The 15,742-nt window shown below is 71.2% G+C and carries 16 protein-coding genes; 3 read left to right on the top strand and 13 right to left on the bottom strand.

Annotated elements, in window-relative coordinates; translation table 11 throughout:
- Positions 1-51: 51 nt before the first annotated feature.
- Positions 52-465, top strand: coding sequence for a VOC family protein (locus V6D49_RS22840; protein WP_340562440.1), 414 nt, complete (start codon positions 52-54; stop codon positions 463-465).
- A gap of 86 nt (positions 466-551) precedes the next feature.
- Here the strand turns inward: V6D49_RS22840 and V6D49_RS22835 are convergent, their stop codons facing one another.
- The 8 genes from V6D49_RS22835 to V6D49_RS22800 all read right to left on the bottom strand — a co-directional run bounded on the left by V6D49_RS22835 (position 552) and on the right by V6D49_RS22800 (position 7,215).
- Positions 552-893 carry a metal-sulfur cluster assembly factor gene (locus V6D49_RS22835; RefSeq protein ID WP_191207387.1) on the bottom strand — a complete coding sequence of 114 codons (342 nt, stop codon included), beginning with the start codon at positions 891-893 and terminating at the stop codon, positions 552-554.
- Complete coding sequence (gene sufU, locus V6D49_RS22830; RefSeq protein WP_191207388.1) at positions 890-1,357, bottom strand: Fe-S cluster assembly sulfur transfer protein SufU; 468 nt, start codon at positions 1,355-1,357, stop codon at positions 890-892. Before sufU ends, V6D49_RS22835 begins: the two co-directional genes overlap by 4 nt.
- A gap of 13 nt (positions 1,358-1,370) precedes the next feature.
- Positions 1,371-2,639, bottom strand: a complete 1,269-nt coding sequence (locus tag V6D49_RS22825) for a cysteine desulfurase (protein ID WP_340562439.1) — start codon at positions 2,637-2,639, stop codon at positions 1,371-1,373.
- Positions 2,636-3,400: a Fe-S cluster assembly ATPase SufC gene (sufC, locus tag V6D49_RS22820; protein WP_340562437.1), complete on the bottom strand. Its 765-nt coding sequence runs from the start codon at positions 3,398-3,400 to the stop codon at positions 2,636-2,638. Before sufC ends, V6D49_RS22825 begins: the two co-directional genes overlap by 4 nt.
- Before the next feature lie 6 nt (positions 3,401-3,406).
- Entirely contained in the window at positions 3,407-3,739 is a 333-nt protein-coding gene (locus V6D49_RS22815; protein WP_191207391.1) for a non-heme iron oxygenase ferredoxin subunit, read from the bottom strand.
- Positions 3,736-4,908 carry a Fe-S cluster assembly protein SufD gene (gene sufD / locus V6D49_RS22810; protein ID WP_340562435.1) on the bottom strand — a complete coding sequence of 391 codons (1,173 nt, stop codon included), beginning with the start codon at positions 4,906-4,908 and terminating at the stop codon, positions 3,736-3,738. Before sufD ends, V6D49_RS22815 begins: the two co-directional genes overlap by 4 nt.
- Positions 4,909-4,993: 85 nt before the next feature.
- A complete protein-coding gene (sufB, locus tag V6D49_RS22805) occupies positions 4,994-6,415 on the bottom strand; it encodes a Fe-S cluster assembly protein SufB (protein WP_191207393.1) in 1,422 nt (473 codons plus the stop codon).
- A complete protein-coding gene (locus V6D49_RS22800; protein ID WP_340562433.1) occupies positions 6,412-7,215 on the bottom strand; it encodes a helix-turn-helix transcriptional regulator in 804 nt (267 codons plus the stop codon). The genes sufB and V6D49_RS22800 overlap by 4 nt, the downstream gene beginning before the upstream one ends.
- Positions 7,216-7,383: 168 nt before the next feature.
- On the opposite strand from V6D49_RS22800, the gene V6D49_RS22795 reads away from it, so the two are divergent.
- Together V6D49_RS22795 and V6D49_RS22790 are read left to right on the top strand one after the other, a co-directional pair.
- Positions 7,384-8,310: an ABC transporter ATP-binding protein gene (locus V6D49_RS22795; protein ID WP_340562431.1), complete on the top strand. Its 927-nt coding sequence runs from the start codon at positions 7,384-7,386 to the stop codon at positions 8,308-8,310.
- A 5-nt stretch (positions 8,311-8,315) separates the two neighbouring features.
- On the top strand, positions 8,316-9,089 hold the full coding sequence (locus V6D49_RS22790; protein WP_340564233.1) for an ABC transporter permease: 774 nt from the start codon (positions 8,316-8,318) through the stop codon (positions 9,087-9,089).
- Between the two features lie 31 nt (positions 9,090-9,120).
- On the opposite strand, the gene pgl is transcribed toward V6D49_RS22790, so the two are convergent.
- From pgl to tkt, 5 genes are read right to left on the bottom strand one after another with little or no spacing between them, the layout of a single operon-like run.
- Positions 9,121-9,900, bottom strand: coding sequence for a 6-phosphogluconolactonase (pgl, locus tag V6D49_RS22785; RefSeq protein ID WP_340562430.1), 780 nt, complete (start codon positions 9,898-9,900; stop codon positions 9,121-9,123).
- Positions 9,897-10,925, bottom strand: coding sequence for a glucose-6-phosphate dehydrogenase assembly protein OpcA (gene opcA, locus V6D49_RS22780; protein WP_340562429.1), 1,029 nt, complete (start codon positions 10,923-10,925; stop codon positions 9,897-9,899). The genes pgl and opcA overlap by 4 nt, the downstream gene beginning before the upstream one ends.
- Positions 10,922-12,469: a glucose-6-phosphate dehydrogenase gene (gene zwf / locus V6D49_RS22775; RefSeq protein ID WP_340562427.1), complete on the bottom strand. Its 1,548-nt coding sequence runs from the start codon at positions 12,467-12,469 to the stop codon at positions 10,922-10,924. Before zwf ends, opcA begins: the two co-directional genes overlap by 4 nt.
- A gap of 5 nt (positions 12,470-12,474) precedes the next feature.
- Positions 12,475-13,593 (bottom strand): transaldolase, encoded by a 1,119-nt coding sequence (gene tal, locus V6D49_RS22770; RefSeq protein ID WP_340562426.1) that lies wholly within the window; start codon positions 13,591-13,593, stop codon positions 12,475-12,477.
- Positions 13,594-13,633: 40 nt separating this feature from the next.
- Complete coding sequence (gene tkt, locus V6D49_RS22765; RefSeq protein ID WP_340562425.1) at positions 13,634-15,718, bottom strand: transketolase; 2,085 nt, start codon at positions 15,716-15,718, stop codon at positions 13,634-13,636.
- Positions 15,719-15,742 lie beyond the last annotated feature (24 nt).

Genomic DNA, 15,742 nt, shown 5'->3' with positions numbered 1-15,742 from the left:
GCGCATAGCGTCGAACTTGACATACCCAAGGTATGCGAAGGAGTGAACGCCATGCTGACCAGCTTCTATCCCGTGATCTGCACCTCCCGCCTCAGCGCCTCGCGCGACTTCTACACCCGCCTCATGGGCTTCGAGGTGACGTTCGAGGCGGACTGGTACGTGAGCCTGCGACGGCCCGGCGAACCGGCCTACGAGCTGGCACTCCTCGACGCGACGCACCCCACCCTCCCGGAGGGCCACCGCCGGCCCGTCCAGGGACTGCTGCTGAACTTCGAGGTCGACGACGTCGACGCCGAGTGGGAACGCCTCGTCGTCCGCGCCGGACTGCCGGCCGCCCTGGAGCTGCGCAGCGAGGACTTCGGGCAGCGGCACTTCATCGTGGCCGACCCCGACGGCGTCCTCGTCGACGTCATCACGCCCATCGCGCCGAGCGCCGACTACGCCGAGCAGTACGCCACGCCGTGACGGCCCCCGGCCGGGACGCACCGGTGCCCCGGTCCGCGCTGCGGACCGGGGCACCGGGCGCCGGGCGGGGAGACCCCCGCACCGGATCAGACGTTGAAGCCGAGGGCGCGCAGCTGCTCGCGGCCGTCGTCGGTGATCTTGTCCGGACCCCACGGCGGCATCCAGACCCAGTTGATCTTGAGTTCCTTGACGATGCCCTCGGTCGCGGACTTCGCCTGGTCCTCGATGACGTCGGTCAGCGGGCAGGCCGCGGACGTCAGCGTCATGTCGATCGTGGCCGTGTTGTCCTCGTCCACGTGGACCCCGTAGACCAGGCCGAGGTTGACGACGTCGATGCCCAGCTCGGGGTCGACGACGTCCATCATCGCCTCGTGGACCTCTTCCTCGCTGGCCGGCTTGGCCACGCCTGCTTCGGTCGTCTCGGTCATGCCGTCTTCTCCTTAACGGGGGACTCGCCCAGCGCCTGGGCCGTCGCGTCCTTCCAGGCCATCCAGCTGAGCAGCGCGCACTTCACCCGGGCGGGGTACTTCGAGACCCCGGCGAAGGCGACCGCGTCCTCCAGGACGTCCTCCATCGCGTCGTCCGGCGTCAGCTGGCCCTTGGACTGCATCAGCTCCAGGAAGGTCTCCTGGACGCGCCGGGCCTCGGCCAGGTTCTTGCCGACCAGCAGCTCGTTCAGCACCGAGGCGCTGGCCTGGCTGATCGAACACCCCTGACCCTCGTAACTGACGTCGGCGACGGTGTCACCGTCGTAGCGCACCCGCAGCGTGATCTCGTCCCCGCAGGTCGGGTTCACGTGGTGCACCTCGGCGTCGCCGTCGCGCAGGCCACGTCCGTGCGGGTTCTTGTAGTGATCCAGGATCACTTCCTGGTACATGGAGTCCAGCTTCACGAGTCAGCCACCCTCATCCGAAGAAGTTCCGAACGTACTCCAGGCCCTCGACCAGGGCGTCGACCTCGGCCGGTGTGGAGTACAGATAGAACGACGCTCGCGTGGTCGCGGGAATTCCGTAGCGCAGGCACACGGGCCGGGCGCAGTGGTGGCCGACCCGGACGGCGATGCCCTGCTCGTCCAGCACCTGGCCGACGTCGTGCGGGTGGATGTCGCCCAGCACGAACGAGATCGCCGCACCCCGGTCCTCGGCCGTACCGGGGCCGATGATCCGCAGGTCCGGAACGTCCCGGAGCCGCTGCACGGCGTACCCGGTGAGGGCGTGCTCATGCGCGGCGATGGCGTCCATCCCGATGCCGCTGAGGTAGTCCACCGCCGCGCCGAGGCCCACGGCCTGGGCGATCGGCGGCGTCCCCGCCTCGAACTTGTGCGGCGCGGGGGCGTAGGTGGAGGAGTGCATCGAGACGGTCTCGATCATCTCGCCGCCGCCGAGGAAGGGCGGCAGGTCCTCCAGCAGCTCCTGGCGTCCCCAGAGCACGCCGATGCCGGTCGGGCCGCACATCTTGTGGCCGGTGAAGGCGACGAAGTCCGCCTGTATGGCCTGCACGTCCAGCACCATGTGCGGCGCGGCCTGCGAGGCGTCGACGACGACGAGCGCGTTGACCTCCTGCGCCCGGCGGACGATCTCCTCGACCGGGTTGACCGTGCCCATGATGTTGGAGACCAGCGTGAAGGAGACGACCTTGGTCCTCTCCGTGATGATCTCGTCCAGGTTGGACAGGTCGAGCCGGCCGTCGTCGGTCAGCCCGAACCACTTCAGCTTCGCGCCCGTGCGCTGCGCGAGCAGCTGCCACGGCACGATGTTGGAGTGGTGCTCCATCTCCGTGATGACGATCTCGGTCTCGTGGTCCACCCGGTAGGGCTCGTCCGCCCAGCCGAGCATGTTCGCCACGAGGTTCAGCGACTCCGAGGCGTTCTTGGTGAAGATCACCTCGTCGCGGCTGGGAGCGTTGACGAAAGCGGCGACCTTGTCCCGCGCGCCCTCGTACAGGGCCGTGGCCTCCTCGGCGAGGACGTGCACACCGCGGTGGACGTTGGCGTTGTGCCGCTCGTAGTAGGTGTTCAGCGCGTCGAGCACCTGGCGCGGCTTCTGCGAGGTCGCCGCGTTGTCCAGGTACACGAGCCGCTTCCCGTCGTGGATCTGCCGATCCAGGATGGGGAAGTCCTTGCGGATCGCCTCGGTGTCGAGGAGGCCGGGGAGCCCGGGACGGGAGGACGTCACGAAGTCGTACCCCCCTTCACGTACTGCTCGTAGCCCTCGGCCTCCAGCTTGTCGGCCAGCTCCGGACCGCCGGACTCGGCGATGCGGCCCTTGGCGAACACGTGGACGTGGTCGGGCTTGATGTAGCGCAGGATGCGCGTGTAGTGCGTGATCAGCAGCGTGCCGACCTCGCCGCTCTCGCGCACCCGGTTGACACCCTCGGAGACGACGCGCAGGGCGTCGACGTCCAGACCGGAGTCGGTCTCGTCGAGGATCGCCATCTTCGGCTTCAGCAGTTCCAGCTGCAGGATCTCGTGACGCTTCTTCTCGCCACCGGAGAAGCCCTCGTTGACGTTGCGCTCGGCGAAGGCCGGGTCCATGGAGAGCCGCTGCATGGCCTCCTTGACCTCCTTCACCCAGGTGCGCAGCTTCGGGGCCTCACCGCGGGTGGCGGTGGCGGCGGTGCGCAGGAAGTTGGAGACGGAGACACCGGGGACCTCGACCGGGTACTGCATGGCGAGGAAGAGGCCGGCGCGGGCCCGCTCGTCCACGGACATCTCCAGGACGTCCTCACCGTCGAGGGTGACGGTGCCACCGGTGACGGTGTACTTCGGGTGACCCGCCAGGGAGTAGGCGAGGGTGGACTTGCCGGAGCCGTTCGGGCCCATGATGGCGTGGGTCTCGCCCTGCTTCACGGTCAGGTCGACGCCGCGCAGGATCTCGTTGGGTCCGCTGTCGGTGTCGACGGACACGTGCAGGTCGTGAATCTCAAGGGTGGCCATGGGGCTTCAGGACTCCTGGGTGACGGAGACGAGCACGGCCGCGTCCGGGCCGTCTCCTTCGATCTTTACGGGGTACACGGGGACGGGTCGCGTGGCGGGGAGACCCGAGGGCTTGCCGGTGCGCAGGTCGAAGCTGGAGCCGTGCAGCCAGCACTCGATGGCGCAGTCCTCCACCTCTCCCTCCGAGAGGGAGACGTTCGCGTGCGAGCAGATGTCGTTGATCGCGAACACCTCGCCCTCGGTGCGCACGAGCGAGACCGGCGTGCCGTCGACGTCCACCCGCTTCGGGGTGTCGTCCTCCAGCTCGCCGAGGCTCGCGACTTTCACGTATCCGCTCATGCCACCGACGCTTCCAGCTCTTCGTCGATCTTGGCGAGCAGGCGCTCCTGGAGGTCGGGCAGACCGATCTGCTGGACCAGCTCGGCGAAGAAGCCGCGCACGACGAGGCGGCGGGCCTCGTCGGCGGGGATGCCGCGCGCCATCAGGTAGAACAGCTGCTCGTCCTCGAACCGGCCGGTGGCCGAGGCGTGCCCGGCCCCCTGGATCTCACCGGTCTCGATCTCCAGGTTCGGCACCGAGTCGACCCGCGCGCCGTCGGTGAGGACGAGGTTGCGGTTCAGCTCGTAGGTGTCGGTGCCCTCGGCGGCCTTGCGGATCAGGACGTCGCCGATCCACACCGCGTGCGCGTCCTGCCCCTGGAGCGCGCCCTTGTAGGCCACGTTGCTGCGGCAGTGCGGCGCGTCGTGGTCGACGAACAGGCGGTGCTCCTGGTGCTGGCCGTCGTCGGTGAAGTACAGGCCGTACAGCTCGGCCTCACCGCCGGGGCCCGCGTAGCTGACCCGGGGGTGCAGCCGCACGACGTCGCCGCCGAAGGTGACGACGACGGACTTGAAGCTCGCGTCCCGGCCGACCAGGGCGTTGTGCTGCGAGCAGTGCACGGCCGTGTCCGCCCAGTCCTGCACGGAGACGACGGTGAGCTTGGCGTTGTCCCCGAGGACGAACTCCACGTTGGCGGCGCGCACGGCGTCACCGGTGTGGTCGATGACGATGACGGCCTCGGCGAAGGCGCCCAGCTCGAAGACGGTGTGCCCGTAGGACACCCCGCCCTCGCCGTGCAGACCGACCCGGATCGGCTCCTCCAGCACCGCTTCCTTCGGCACCGTGACGACGGTGGCCTTCTCGAAGGAGCTGAACGCCTGCGCGGCGACCCGGTCCACCGGCTTGCCGGCCCGGCCGAGCCGGGCGTCGTCCCGGCCGACGGCCTCGACGGTGACGACGTCGGGCGCGGAGATCTCGGCCTTCAGGCCGCCGGACGCCTCGGCGCTGCCGTCGTGCAGCCCGCGCAGCCGCTCCAGCGGGGTGAAGCGCCACTCCTCCTCGCGGCCGTGCGGCACGGGGAAGTCCGCCACGTCGAACGAGGGCGGTGCGCTCATCCGGGTGGCGACGGTGGACTCGGCGGCCACCGCGATGGCGGTGTTGCCCGCCGGGTTTGTCTGAGCCTCAGCCATGGCTACTACTGGTTCTCTTTCTCGGGTCTGGGCACGCTCGGCTCTGACGCCGCCGAGCGCTGCGGGACGGGCGGGACGGCCGGCGTCAGCCGACCGCGCCCTCCATCTGCAGCTCGATCAGCCGGTTCAGCTCCAGGGCGTACTCCATGGGGAGCTCCTTGGCGATCGGCTCGACGAAACCGCGCACGATCATCGCCATGGCCTCGTCCTCGGCCATGCCCCGGCTCATCAGGTAGAAGAGCTGGTCGTCGCTGACCTTGGAGACGGTCGCCTCGTGGCCCATCGTCACGTCGTCCTCGCGGACGTCGACGTAGGGGTAGGTGTCGGAGCGGGAGATCGTGTCCACCAGCAGCGCGTCGCACAGCACGTTGGACTTGGAGTTCTCCGCGCCCTCGGCGATCTCGATGAGACCGCGGTAGGAGGTGCGGCCACCGCCCCGGGCCACCGACTTGGAGACGATGTTGGAGGAGGTGTTCGGCGCCATGTGGACCATCTTGGCCCCGGCGTCCTGGTGCTGGCCCTCACCGGCGAAGGCGACGGACAGCGTCTCGCCCTTGGCGTGCTCGCCCATCAGGTAGACGGCCGGGTACTTCATCGTCACCTTGGAGCCGAGGTTGCCGTCGACCCACTCCATGGTCGCGCCCTCGTAGGCCACCGCACGCTTGGTGACCAGGTTGTAGACGTTGTTCGACCAGTTCTGGATCGTCGTGTAGCGGCAGCGGCCGCCCTTCTTCACGATGATCTCCACGACCGCCGAGTGCAGCGAGTCGGAGTTGTAGATCGGGGCGGTGCAGCCCTCGACGTAGTGCACGTAGGCGTTCTCGTCGACGATGATCAGCGTCCGCTCGAACTGGCCCATGTTCTCGGTGTTGATCCGGAAGTAGGCCTGCAGCGGGATGTCGACGTGCACGCCCGGCGGCACGTAGATGAAGGAGCCACCGGACCACACGGCGGTGTTCAGCGCGGCGAACTTGTTGTCACCGGCCGGGATGACCGTGCCGAAGTGCTCCTGGAAGATCTCCGGGTGCTCGCGCAGCGCGGTGTCGGTGTCCAGGAAGAGGACGCCCTGCTGCTCCAGGTCCTCGCGGATCTGGTGGTAGACGACCTCCGACTCGTACTGCGCGGCCACACCGGCGACCAGGCGCTGCTTCTCGGCCTCCGGGATGCCGAGGCGGTCGTAGGTGTTCTTGATGTCCTCCGGCAGGTCCTCCCAGGACTGGGCCTGCTTCTCGGTGGACCGCACGAAGTACTTGATGTTGTCGAAGTCGATGCCCGAGAGGTCCGAGCCCCAGTTCGGCATGGGCTTCTTGTCGAAGAGCTTCAGGCCCTTGAGGCGGAGCTTGAGCATCCAGTCCGGCTCGGACTTCTTGCCGGAGATGTCGCGGACGACCTCCTCGGAGAGGCCGCGCTTGGCGGCCGCTCCGGCCGCGTCACTGTCGGCCCAGCCGTACTCGTAGTTGCCCAGCCCTTCCAGCTCGGGGTGGGCGGTCTCCGTGGGGAGCGTCATGCGGGGTTCCTCCCGGCGGTGCTTGCAGAAGCTGTTGCGTGTGCGGTGGTCTCAGAGGTCAGCGCGGGCCCGTCTGCTCGCGGGACGAAGGTGGTGCACACCCCGTCGCCGTGCGCGATGGTGGCCAGGCGCTGCACGTGGGTGCCGAGCAGGCGGGAGAAGACCTCGGTCTCCGCCTCACACAGCTGCGGGAACCGCTCGGCGGCGTGCGCCACCGGGCAGTGGTGCTGACAGAGCTGCTCGCCGGTCGAGGCAGGGGCACTGCGTGCCGTAGCAGCGTACCCGTCCTCCGAGAGCGCTTCGGCCAGCACACGCGCGCGGTCCCGGGGGGCCGAACCCTCCAGACGCGCGCGGTACCGCTCGGCCTGGGCGTTCGCCCGGGCCCGGGCGAACGCCGCGACGGCGGCCTCGCCCTGCTCGCCGCCACCGGCCATGCGGGCTATCCAGCGCATGGCGTCGACGGCGAGTTCGTCGTAGGCCTGGTCGAACGCGTCCCGACCGCCGTCGGTGAGTGCGAAGACCTTGGCGGGACGGCCGCGCCCCCGGTGCCCGTAGACCCGCTGGGCGCGGGCCTCCGCGGTGCCCTCGGCGACCAGCGCGTCGAGGTGGCGCCGTACGGCGGCCTGCGTGAGCTCCAGCCGCACCGCCAGCTCCGCCGCGGTGGACGGGCCGTGGTCGAGGATGGAGCGGGCCACGCGATGACGGGTGCCGTGCTGCTCCTCCAGCGCGGCGGGCGCACTCGCGAGCGCGGGGGCCTCGACCGGCTCCCGCGTCGTCTGCGCGTCTCCCGTGTTTTTCACAACGCCATTGTTGCGTAATTCGGCGAGGGGCGGCAAGCCCGGTTGTGACCTGCGGCAATGGGGTGCATCACGTAAGGCAAGCCTTACTCGCGCAGGGTGCCCGACGGCCTCGGGGCGGCGCGGCCCCCGGGGCGTCGGCACTCCCCGGCGCTTCCTAGACTGGCCCGTATGCACGAGAAGGCGGCCGTCGAGGTCGCGGGGCTGGTCAAGCGGTACGGCGGGACGACGGCGGTGGACGGCCTCGACCTGACCGTGGAACGCGGCACCGTCACGGCCGTGCTCGGCCCCAACGGCGCCGGCAAGACGACCACCGTCGAGATCTGCGAGGGCTACCGGAGACCCGACGCCGGCACGGTGCGGGTCCTCGGGCTCGACCCCGTGGCCGACGGCGCGGCGCTGCGGCCGCGGATCGGGGTGATGCTCCAGAGCGGCGGCGTCTACCCGGGTGTGCGGGCCGGGGAGATGCTGCGGCACATGGCCGCCCTGTACGCCCACCCGCTCGACGTCGACGCGCTCGTCGAACGCCTCGGGCTCGGCTCCTGCGGCCGGACGTCCTACCGGCGGCTCTCCGGGGGCCAGCAGCAACGGCTGGCCCTGGCCATGGCCGTCGTCGGCCGACCCGAGCTGGTCTTCCTGGACGAACCCACGGCGGGCCTCGATCCGCAGGCCCGCCGCGCGACCTGGGACCTGGTGCGGGAGCTGCGCGCCGACGGCGTCAGCTGCGTGCTCACCACCCACCACATGGACGAGGCCGAGGAGCTGGCGGACGCCGTGGCGATCGTCGACGCCGGCCGGGTCGTCGCCCACGGCAGCCCCGAGGAGCTGTGCCGGGGCGGCGCCGAGAACACCCTGCGCTTCTCCGGCCGCCCCGGACTCGACCTCGCCTCGCTGCTGAAGGCGCTGCCGCCCCGGACGGCCGCGGTGGAGGTCACACCGGGCGCCTACCGGCTGCACGGCACGGTCGACCCGCAGCTCATCGCCACCGTCACGTCCTGGTGCGCGCAGAACGGCGTGCTGCCCGACCGCATCGCCGTCGAGCGCCGCACGCTGGAGGACGTCTTCCTGGAGCTGACCGGTAAGGAGCTGCGGTCGTGAGCGAGATCGCCACGGGCACGCACACCCCCGCCCCCGGGGCCGCGCCCGCCGGACGGATGATCGCCGCCCAGGCGGCCCTGGAGCTGCGGATGGCGCTGCGCCACGGTGAGCAGCTCCTGCTCACCGTCGTCATCCCCACCCTGCTGCTCGTGCTGTTCAGCGGCGTGGACGTCGTGGACCTGCCGGTCGACGGCGGGGAGCGGGTCGACTTCGTGGCCCCGGGGGTGCTGGCTCTCGCCGTGCTCTCCACGGCCTTCACCGGGCAGGCCATCGCCACCGGCTTCGAGCGCCGCTACGGCGTCCTCAAACGGCTCGGCAGCTCGCCGCTGCCCCGCTGGGGCCTGATGACGGCGAAGACGGCGGCCGTGGTCGGCATCGAGGTGCTCCAGGTCGCCCTGCTGAGCGCCGTGGCGTTCGCGCTCGGCTGGTCACCGGACGGCAACTGGGCCGTCGTGGCGCTGCTGCTCGTCGTCGGCACGGCGGCCTTCAGCGGGCTGGGCCTGCTCATGGCGGGCACCCTGCGCGCGGAGGCGACGCTGGCGGCGGCGAACCTCGTCTTCATCCTGCTGCTGCTCGGGGGCGGCGTCGTGGTGCCGCTGGAGCGGTTCCCGCAGGCGGCGCAGGACGTCCTCGCCCTGCTGCCGGTGACCGCCCTCGCCGACGGACTGCGCGCCGTCCTCCAGCACGGTGCCGGGCTGCCCTGGGCCGAGCTGGGCATCCTCACGGCCTGGGCGGTGGTCGCCCTGACCGCCGCCGCCCGCTTCTTCCGCTGGGAGTGAGGACCGGGACCGCGCACCTCGGCGGAACGCCCTAGGACCGGGCCCGGAAGCCTTCCGGAAGCCGGGCGGCGGCCGCGTCGTCCAGGAGCCACAGGGTGCGCGACCGGCCGTACGCGCCGGCCGCCGGGGCCTGCACCTCGCCGGCTCCGGTGAGGGCCACCGCCACGGCCCGCGCCTTGTCCTCCCCCGCCGCCAGCAGCCACACCTCGCGGGCCGCCCGGATGGCGGGCAGCGTCAGGGACACCCGGGTGGGCGGCGGCTTGGGCGAGCCGTGGACGCCCACGACCGTGCGCTCCGTCTCCCGCACCCCCGGCTGCTCGGGGAACAGGGACGCCACGTGCGTGTCGGGCCCCACGCCGAGCAGCAGCACGTCGAACGACGGCACCGGGCCGTGGTCCTCCGGCAGCGACGCGGCGTCCAGCTCGGCCGCGTACCCGGCCGCCGCCGCGTCGGCGTCGTCGCCGAAGGTGCCGCCGGAGGGCTCCATCGGGTGGACACGGGCCGGGTCGAGCGGGACGGCGTCCAGCAGGGCGGCGCGGGCCTGCGTCTCGTTGCGCTCCGGGTCACCGGCGGGCAGGAAGCGCTCGTCGCCCCACCACACGTCCAGACGGCCCCAGTCGATCGCGTCCCGAGCGGGTGAGGCGGCCACGGCGTCGAGCAGGGCGATGCCGTTGCGCCCGCCGGTCAGGACGACGGAGGCGGTGCCCCGGTCGGTCTGGGCGGCGACGAGCGTGGTGACGAGGCGGGCCGCCGTGGCCCGCACCATCTCGTCCTTGGTGCGGTGGACGACGACCTGGGGTGCGAGGGTCATCGTGCGGCGGCCTTTCGTGCGGGGGTCTTGCGCCGTGGTTCCGGGCCGGCGGCGGGCGGGTCGGACGGCCCGTCCGGCGCCTTCTCGGCACCGAGGTTGGCCAGGCCGTGGCACAGGGCGTGGTGGTAGGCCTCGTCCGGGTCGAGGCGACGCAGCTCCTCGGCGATGAGCTCCGCCGTGGTGCGGCGGTGAAGGGCGACGTGCCGGTCCGGCTGCCCCGGCACGGCGAGCAGCGCCAGCCGTCCGTCGGGCCGGTCCAGGCAGATCTCGCCCTCGGGCGTGGCCAGCCGGACGGCCGTGATGCCGGGGCCCTCGGACAGGGACCGCGTCACCGGGACGCCCAGCCGGTCGGCCAGCCACAGGGCCAGCAGTTCCGTGCTGGGGTTGTGCTCCTCGCCCTCGACGACGGCGCCGGTGACGGTGATCTGCTGCTGCCCGACGCCCCGCTGGTCCATCGCCGCCGCCAGGACGCTGCGCCAGGGCGTGATGCGGGTCCAGGCCAGGTCGGTGTCCCCCGGCGCGTAGGTCTCCGCCCGGCGGGCGAGCGTGCCGGCCGGGTCCTCGGTGCGGGCGGCGTCGGTGATGCGCCGCTGGGCGAGGGCGCCCAGCAGATCCTTCGACGGCACGGCCGGGCTGTCCTCGGGCCACCAGACGACGACGGGCGCGTCCGGCAGGAGCAGCGGCAGCACGACGCTGGAGGCGTGGCCCGCCAGCTCGCCGTGCAGCCGCAGCAGGACGGTCTCGCCCGTGCCGGTCTCGCCACCGAGCCGCACCTCGGCGTCGAGCCGGGCCTGGGCGCGGTCCCGGGGGGAGCGGCCGGGTCGGCGGATCACGACGAGGATGCGGGAGGGGTGCTCGCGGGAGGCGTCGCTGGCGGCCTTGAGCGCGTCGTAGTGGTTGCCCTCGTCGGTGACGACGACGAGGGTGAGGACCATGCCGACGGCCGGGAAGCCGGCGGCCCGGCGGGCCTTGACCAGCGCCGCGTTGATCTGGCCCGAGGTGGTGTGGGTGAGGTCGATGTTCATGGGCGCCGCCAGCTCCTGCCGTCGCGTGCCAGCATCTCGTCGGCCGCCTTGGGGCCCCAGGTCCCGGCGGTGTAGGGCTCGGGTTTGCCGTGCCGCTCCCAGTGCTCCTCGATCGGGTCGAGGATCTCCCAGGAGCGTTCGACCTCCTGGTGGCGCGGGAAGAGGTTCGCGTCGCCGAGCAGCACGTCCAGGATCAGCCGCTCGTAGGCCTCCGGGCTGGACTCCGTGAACGACTCGCCGTAGGCGAAGTCCATCGTCACGTCCCGGATCTCCATGGAGGTGCCGGGCACCTTGGAGCCGAACCGGATCGTGACGCCCTCGTCCGGCTGTACCCGGATGACCAGGGCGTTCTGCCCCAGCTCCTGGGTGTCGGTGGTGTCGAAGGGCGAGTAGGGGGCGCGCTGGAAGACGACGGCGATCTCGGTGACCCGGCGGCCCAGCCGCTTCCCCGTACGCAGGTAGAACGGCACGCCCGCCCAGCGCCGGTTGTCGATCTCCAGCTTGATCGCGGCGTAGGTGTCCGTCTTGGACTTCGGGTTGATGCCCTCTTCCTCCAGGTAGCCGAGCACCTTCTGGCCGCCCTGCCAGCCGGCCGTGTACTGGCCGCGCACGGTGTGCTTGCCCAGGTCGGCGGGGAGCCGGACGGCGTTGAGCACTTTCAGCTTCTCGGTGACCAGCGCCTTGGCGTCGAAGGAGGACGGCTCCTCCATCGCGGTGAGGGCCAGCAGCTGGAGGAGGTGGTTCTGGATGACGTCCCGGGCCGAGCCGATGCCGTCGTAGTAGCCGGCCCGGCCGCCGATGCCGATGTCCTCGGCCATCGTGATCTGCACGTGGTCGACGTAGGAGCGGTTCCACAGCGGTTCGAACATGGTGTTGGCGAACCGCAGGGCGAGGATGTTCTGGACCGTCTCCTTGCCCAGGTAGTGGTCGATGCGGAAGACCTGGCTGGCGCGGAAGACGCCGTGGATGACCTCGTTGAGCTCCTGGGCGCTCGTCAGGTCGTGGCCGAAGGGCTTCTCGACGACGGCGCGCCGCCAGGAGCCCTCGGGCGCGTCGGACAGGCCGTGCTTCTTCAGCTGCTGCACGACCGTGGGGAAGAACTTGGGCGGGACGGACAGGTAGTAGGCGAAGTTCCCGCCGGTGCCCCGGGCCTTGTCCAGCTCCTCGATGGTCGTCTTCAGCGTGTCGAACGCCGTGTCGTCGTCGAAGACGCCGGGCACGAACCGCATGCCCTGGGCCAGCTGCTGCCAGACCTCCTCCCGGAACGGCGTCCTGGCGTGCTCCTTGACGGCCTCGTGCACGACGTCCGCGAAGTCCTCGTGCTGCCAGTCGCGGCGTGCGAAACCGACGAGCGAGAAGCCCGGCGGCAGCAGCCCGCGGTTGGCGAGGTCGTACACGGCGGGCATGAGCTTCTTGCGGGACAGGTCTCCCGTGACGCCGAAAATGACCAGGCCCGACGGCCCCGCGATGCGCGGGAGCCGCCGGTCCTGTGCGTCACGCAGCGGATTGCCGTCCTGGGCCTGGCCTGCTGCGGGGCTCGTCACCGTCCTTACGCCTCCTTCGGGGCGAGACGCTTGAGCTCGGCTTCGGTGGAGGTGAGCAGGTCCGTCCAGGACTTCTCGAACTTCTCGACGCCCTCGTCCTCCAGCAGCCGCACGACCTCGTCGTAGGAGATGCCGAGTGCCTCGATGGCGTCCAGGTCCGCGCGCGCCTGCTCGTAGGTGCCGCGTACGGTGTCACCGGTGATCTTCCCGTGGTCCGCCGTGGCGTCCAGGGTGGGCTCCGGCATCGTGTTGACGGTGTGGGGCGCGACCAGCTCGGTGACGTAGAGGGTGTCCGGGTAGGCCGGGTCCTTCACACCGGTGGAGGCCCACAGGGGACGCTGCACGTTGGCGTTCTTGGCCTCCAGCGCCTTCCACCGGTCGGAGGCGATGACCTCCTCGTACGCCTGGTGGGCCAGCCGGGCGTTGGCGAGGGCGGCCTTGCCGCGCAGCGCCGTGGCCTCCTCCGTCCCCAGCGCGTCGAGCCGCTTGTCGATCTCGCTGTCCACGCGGGAGACGAAGAACGACGCCACCGAGTGGATCCGGGAGATGTCCAGACCCTTCGCGTCGGCCCGCTCCAGCCCCGTCAGGTAGGCGTCCATCACCTGGCGGTAGCGCTCCAGCGAGAAGATCAGCGTGACGTTGACGCTGATGCCGGTGGCGATGGTCTCGGTGATCGCGGGGAGCCCGGCCAGGCTGGCGGGGATCTTGATCAGGGTGTTGGGCCGGTCGACGAGCCAGGCGAGCTGCCGCGCCTCGGCGACGGTCGGCCGGGTGTGGTGGGCCAGCCGGGGGTCGACCTCGATGGAGACCCGGCCGTCCCGGCCGCCGGTCGCCTCGTACACGGGACGGAGGATGTCCGCCGCGTCCCGCACGTCGGCGGTGGTGATCATCCGCAGCGCCTCCTCGACGGAGACGCGGCGGGCGGCGAGGTCCGTGAGCTGCTGCTCGTACCCCTCGCCCTGGGAGATCGCCTTCTGGAAGATCGACGGGTTGGTCGTGACGCCGACGACGTGCTGCTGGTCGATCAGCTCGGCGAGGCCGCCGGACGTGATGCGCTCGCGCGACAGGTCGTCCAGCCAGATCGCGACGCCCTCGTCGGAGAGGCGCTTGAGTGCGTCTGTCATAGGAATTGCATCTCCTGCTTGTCGCTTGTCGGGCAGTGCGTCAGCGCGCTGCGGCTTCGATGGACTCGTGGGCGGCGGCCGCCACCGCCTCACTGGTGAGGCCGAACTCGCGGTAGAGCGTCTTGTAGTCGGCGGAGGCACCGAAGTGCTCCAGCGACACCGCTCGGCCGGCGTCCCCGAGGTATCGGTACCAGGACTGGGCCACGCCCGCCTCGACGCTCACTCGGGCCCGGACGGCCGGGGGCAGCACCGCGTCCTTCCACTCCTGGTCCTGCTCCTCGAACCACTCCACGCACGGCATGGAGACGACGCGGGCCCGCACGCCCCGCGCGGCCAGCTGTTCGCGCGCCTCGACGGCGAGCTGCACCTCGGAACCCGTCGCGATGAGGAGGACGTCCGGGCTGCCGCCCTCGGCCTCCAGCAGGACGTAGCCGCCCTTGGCCGCGTCGGGGTTCGGCTCGTAGGTGGGCACGTTCTGCCGGGTGAGGGCGAGGCCGTGCGGCGCGGGGTGGATCGCGTGCCGCTCCATGATCTCGGCCCACACCGTCGCCGTCTCGTTGGCGTCGGCGGGCCGGACCATGTTGAGGCCGGGGATGGCCCGCAGCGCGGAGAGGTGCTCGACGGGCTGGTGCGTGGGGCCGTCCTCGCCCAGACCGATCGAGTCGTGCGTCCAGACGTAGGTGACCGGCGTCTTCATCAGCGCCGCGAGCCGCACGGCGGGCCGCATGTAGTCGGAGAACACCAGGAACGTGCCGCCGTAGATGCGCGTGTTGCCGTGCAGGGCGACACCGTTCATGACCGAGCCCATGGCGTGCTCGCGGATGCCGAAGTGCACGGTGCGGCCGTACGGGTCGGCGCCGGGCAGCTTGTTGCCGATCGGGAGGAACGAGGTCTCGGCGATCGTGGTGTTGTTCGACCCGGCGAGGTCGGCGGAACCGCCCCACAGCTCCGGCAGCACCTCACCGAGGGCCTTGAGCACGGCACCGGACGCCTTGCGGGTGGCCACGTCCTTGCCCGGCTCGAACGTCGGCAGGGCCTCGCGCCAGTCCTTGGGCAGCTGCCGGTCGCGGATGCGCTCCCAGGTGGTGGCACGTTCGGGGTTCGCCGCGCGCCAGGCGTCCAGCCGCTCCCGCCAGGCGGCCTGGGCCGCACTGCCCCGCTCCAGGGCCTGCCGGGTGTGCGCGAGGACGGCGTCCTCGACGGCGAAGTCGGCCTCGGGGTCGAAACCGAGGACGCGCTTGGTGGCGGCGACCTCCTCGGCGCCGAGCGCCGAGCCGTGCGAGGCCTCGGTGTTCTGCGCGTTCGGCGCGGGCCAGGCGATGATCGAGCGGGCGGCGATGAGCGAGGGGCGGGAGGTCTCCTCCCGGGCCGCCTTCAGCGCCTCGTACAGGCCCTCGGGGTCGAGGTCGCCGTTCGCGGCCTGCTCGACGCGCTGGACGTGCCAGCCGTAGGCCTCGTACCGCTTCAGGGTGTCCTCGGAGACGGCCGTCTCGGTGTCGCCCTCGATGGAGATGTGGTTGTCGTCCCACAGCATCACGAGGTTGCCGAGCTTCTGGTGCCCGGCCAGCGAGGAGGCCTCGGCGGCCACGCCCTCCTGGAGGTCGCCGTCACCGCACAGGACCCAGATCGTGTGGTCGAACGGGGAGGTGCCCTCGGGCGCCTCCGGGTCGTACAGGCCGCGCTCGTAGCGGGCGGCCATGGCCATGCCGACGGCGTTGCCGATGCCCTGGCCGAGCGGACCCGTCGTCGTCTCGACGCCGACAGTGTGGTGCACCTCCGGGTGGCCCGGGGTCTTGCTCTCCCAGGTGCGGAAGGCCTTGAGGTCCTCCAGCTCCAGGCCGTACCCGGCCAGGTAGAGCTGGATGTAGAGCGTCAGGCTGGAGTGCCCGACGGAGAGAACGAAGCGGTCGCGGCCCGTCCAGTGCGAGTCGGCGGGGTCGTGCCGCATCAGCTTCTGGAACAGGACGTAAGCCGCCGGGGCCAGGCTCATCGCCGTGCCCGGGTGGCCGTTGCCCACCTTCTGGACGGCGTCCATCGCCAGGACCCGTACGGTGTCCACGGCCCGCTGGTCCAGCTCCGTCCATGCGAATGTGTCGGCTTCTGTGGTGGTCGGCTTGGTGCTCACCCTGGCTCAGGGCTCCTCTCCGCA

The sequence above is a fragment of the Streptomyces sp. GSL17-111 genome, assembly GCF_037911585.1.
Classification (GTDB): domain Bacteria; phylum Actinomycetota; class Actinomycetes; order Streptomycetales; family Streptomycetaceae; genus Streptomyces.
Note: the sequence above shows the minus strand (reverse complement) of the source record. Positions and strands in the feature narration are given on the sequence as shown.

Excerpts from the sequence above, each read along its gene's own strand:
- V6D49_RS22840 (WP_340562440.1), top strand. The coding sequence starts at position 52 with ATGCTGACCAGCTTCTATCCCGTGATCTGCACCTCCCGCCTCAGCGCC.
- V6D49_RS22835 (WP_191207387.1), bottom strand. The coding sequence starts at position 893 with ATGACCGAGACGACCGAAGCAGGCGTGGCCAAGCCGGCCAGCGAGGAA.
- sufC (WP_340562437.1), bottom strand. The coding sequence starts at position 3,400 with ATGGCCACCCTTGAGATTCACGACCTGCACGTGTCCGTCGACACCGAC.
- V6D49_RS22815 (WP_191207391.1), bottom strand. The coding sequence starts at position 3,739 with ATGAGCGGATACGTGAAAGTCGCGAGCCTCGGCGAGCTGGAGGACGAC.
- sufD (WP_340562435.1), bottom strand. The coding sequence starts at position 4,908 with ATGGCTGAGGCTCAGACAAACCCGGCGGGCAACACCGCCATCGCGGTG.
- sufB (WP_191207393.1), bottom strand. The coding sequence starts at position 6,415 with ATGACGCTCCCCACGGAGACCGCCCACCCCGAGCTGGAAGGGCTGGGC.
- V6D49_RS22795 (WP_340562431.1), top strand. The coding sequence starts at position 7,384 with ATGCACGAGAAGGCGGCCGTCGAGGTCGCGGGGCTGGTCAAGCGGTAC.
- pgl (WP_340562430.1), bottom strand. The coding sequence starts at position 9,900 with ATGACCCTCGCACCCCAGGTCGTCGTCCACCGCACCAAGGACGAGATG.
- opcA (WP_340562429.1), bottom strand. The coding sequence starts at position 10,925 with ATGAACATCGACCTCACCCACACCACCTCGGGCCAGATCAACGCGGCG.
- tal (WP_340562426.1), bottom strand. The coding sequence starts at position 13,593 with ATGACAGACGCACTCAAGCGCCTCTCCGACGAGGGCGTCGCGATCTGG.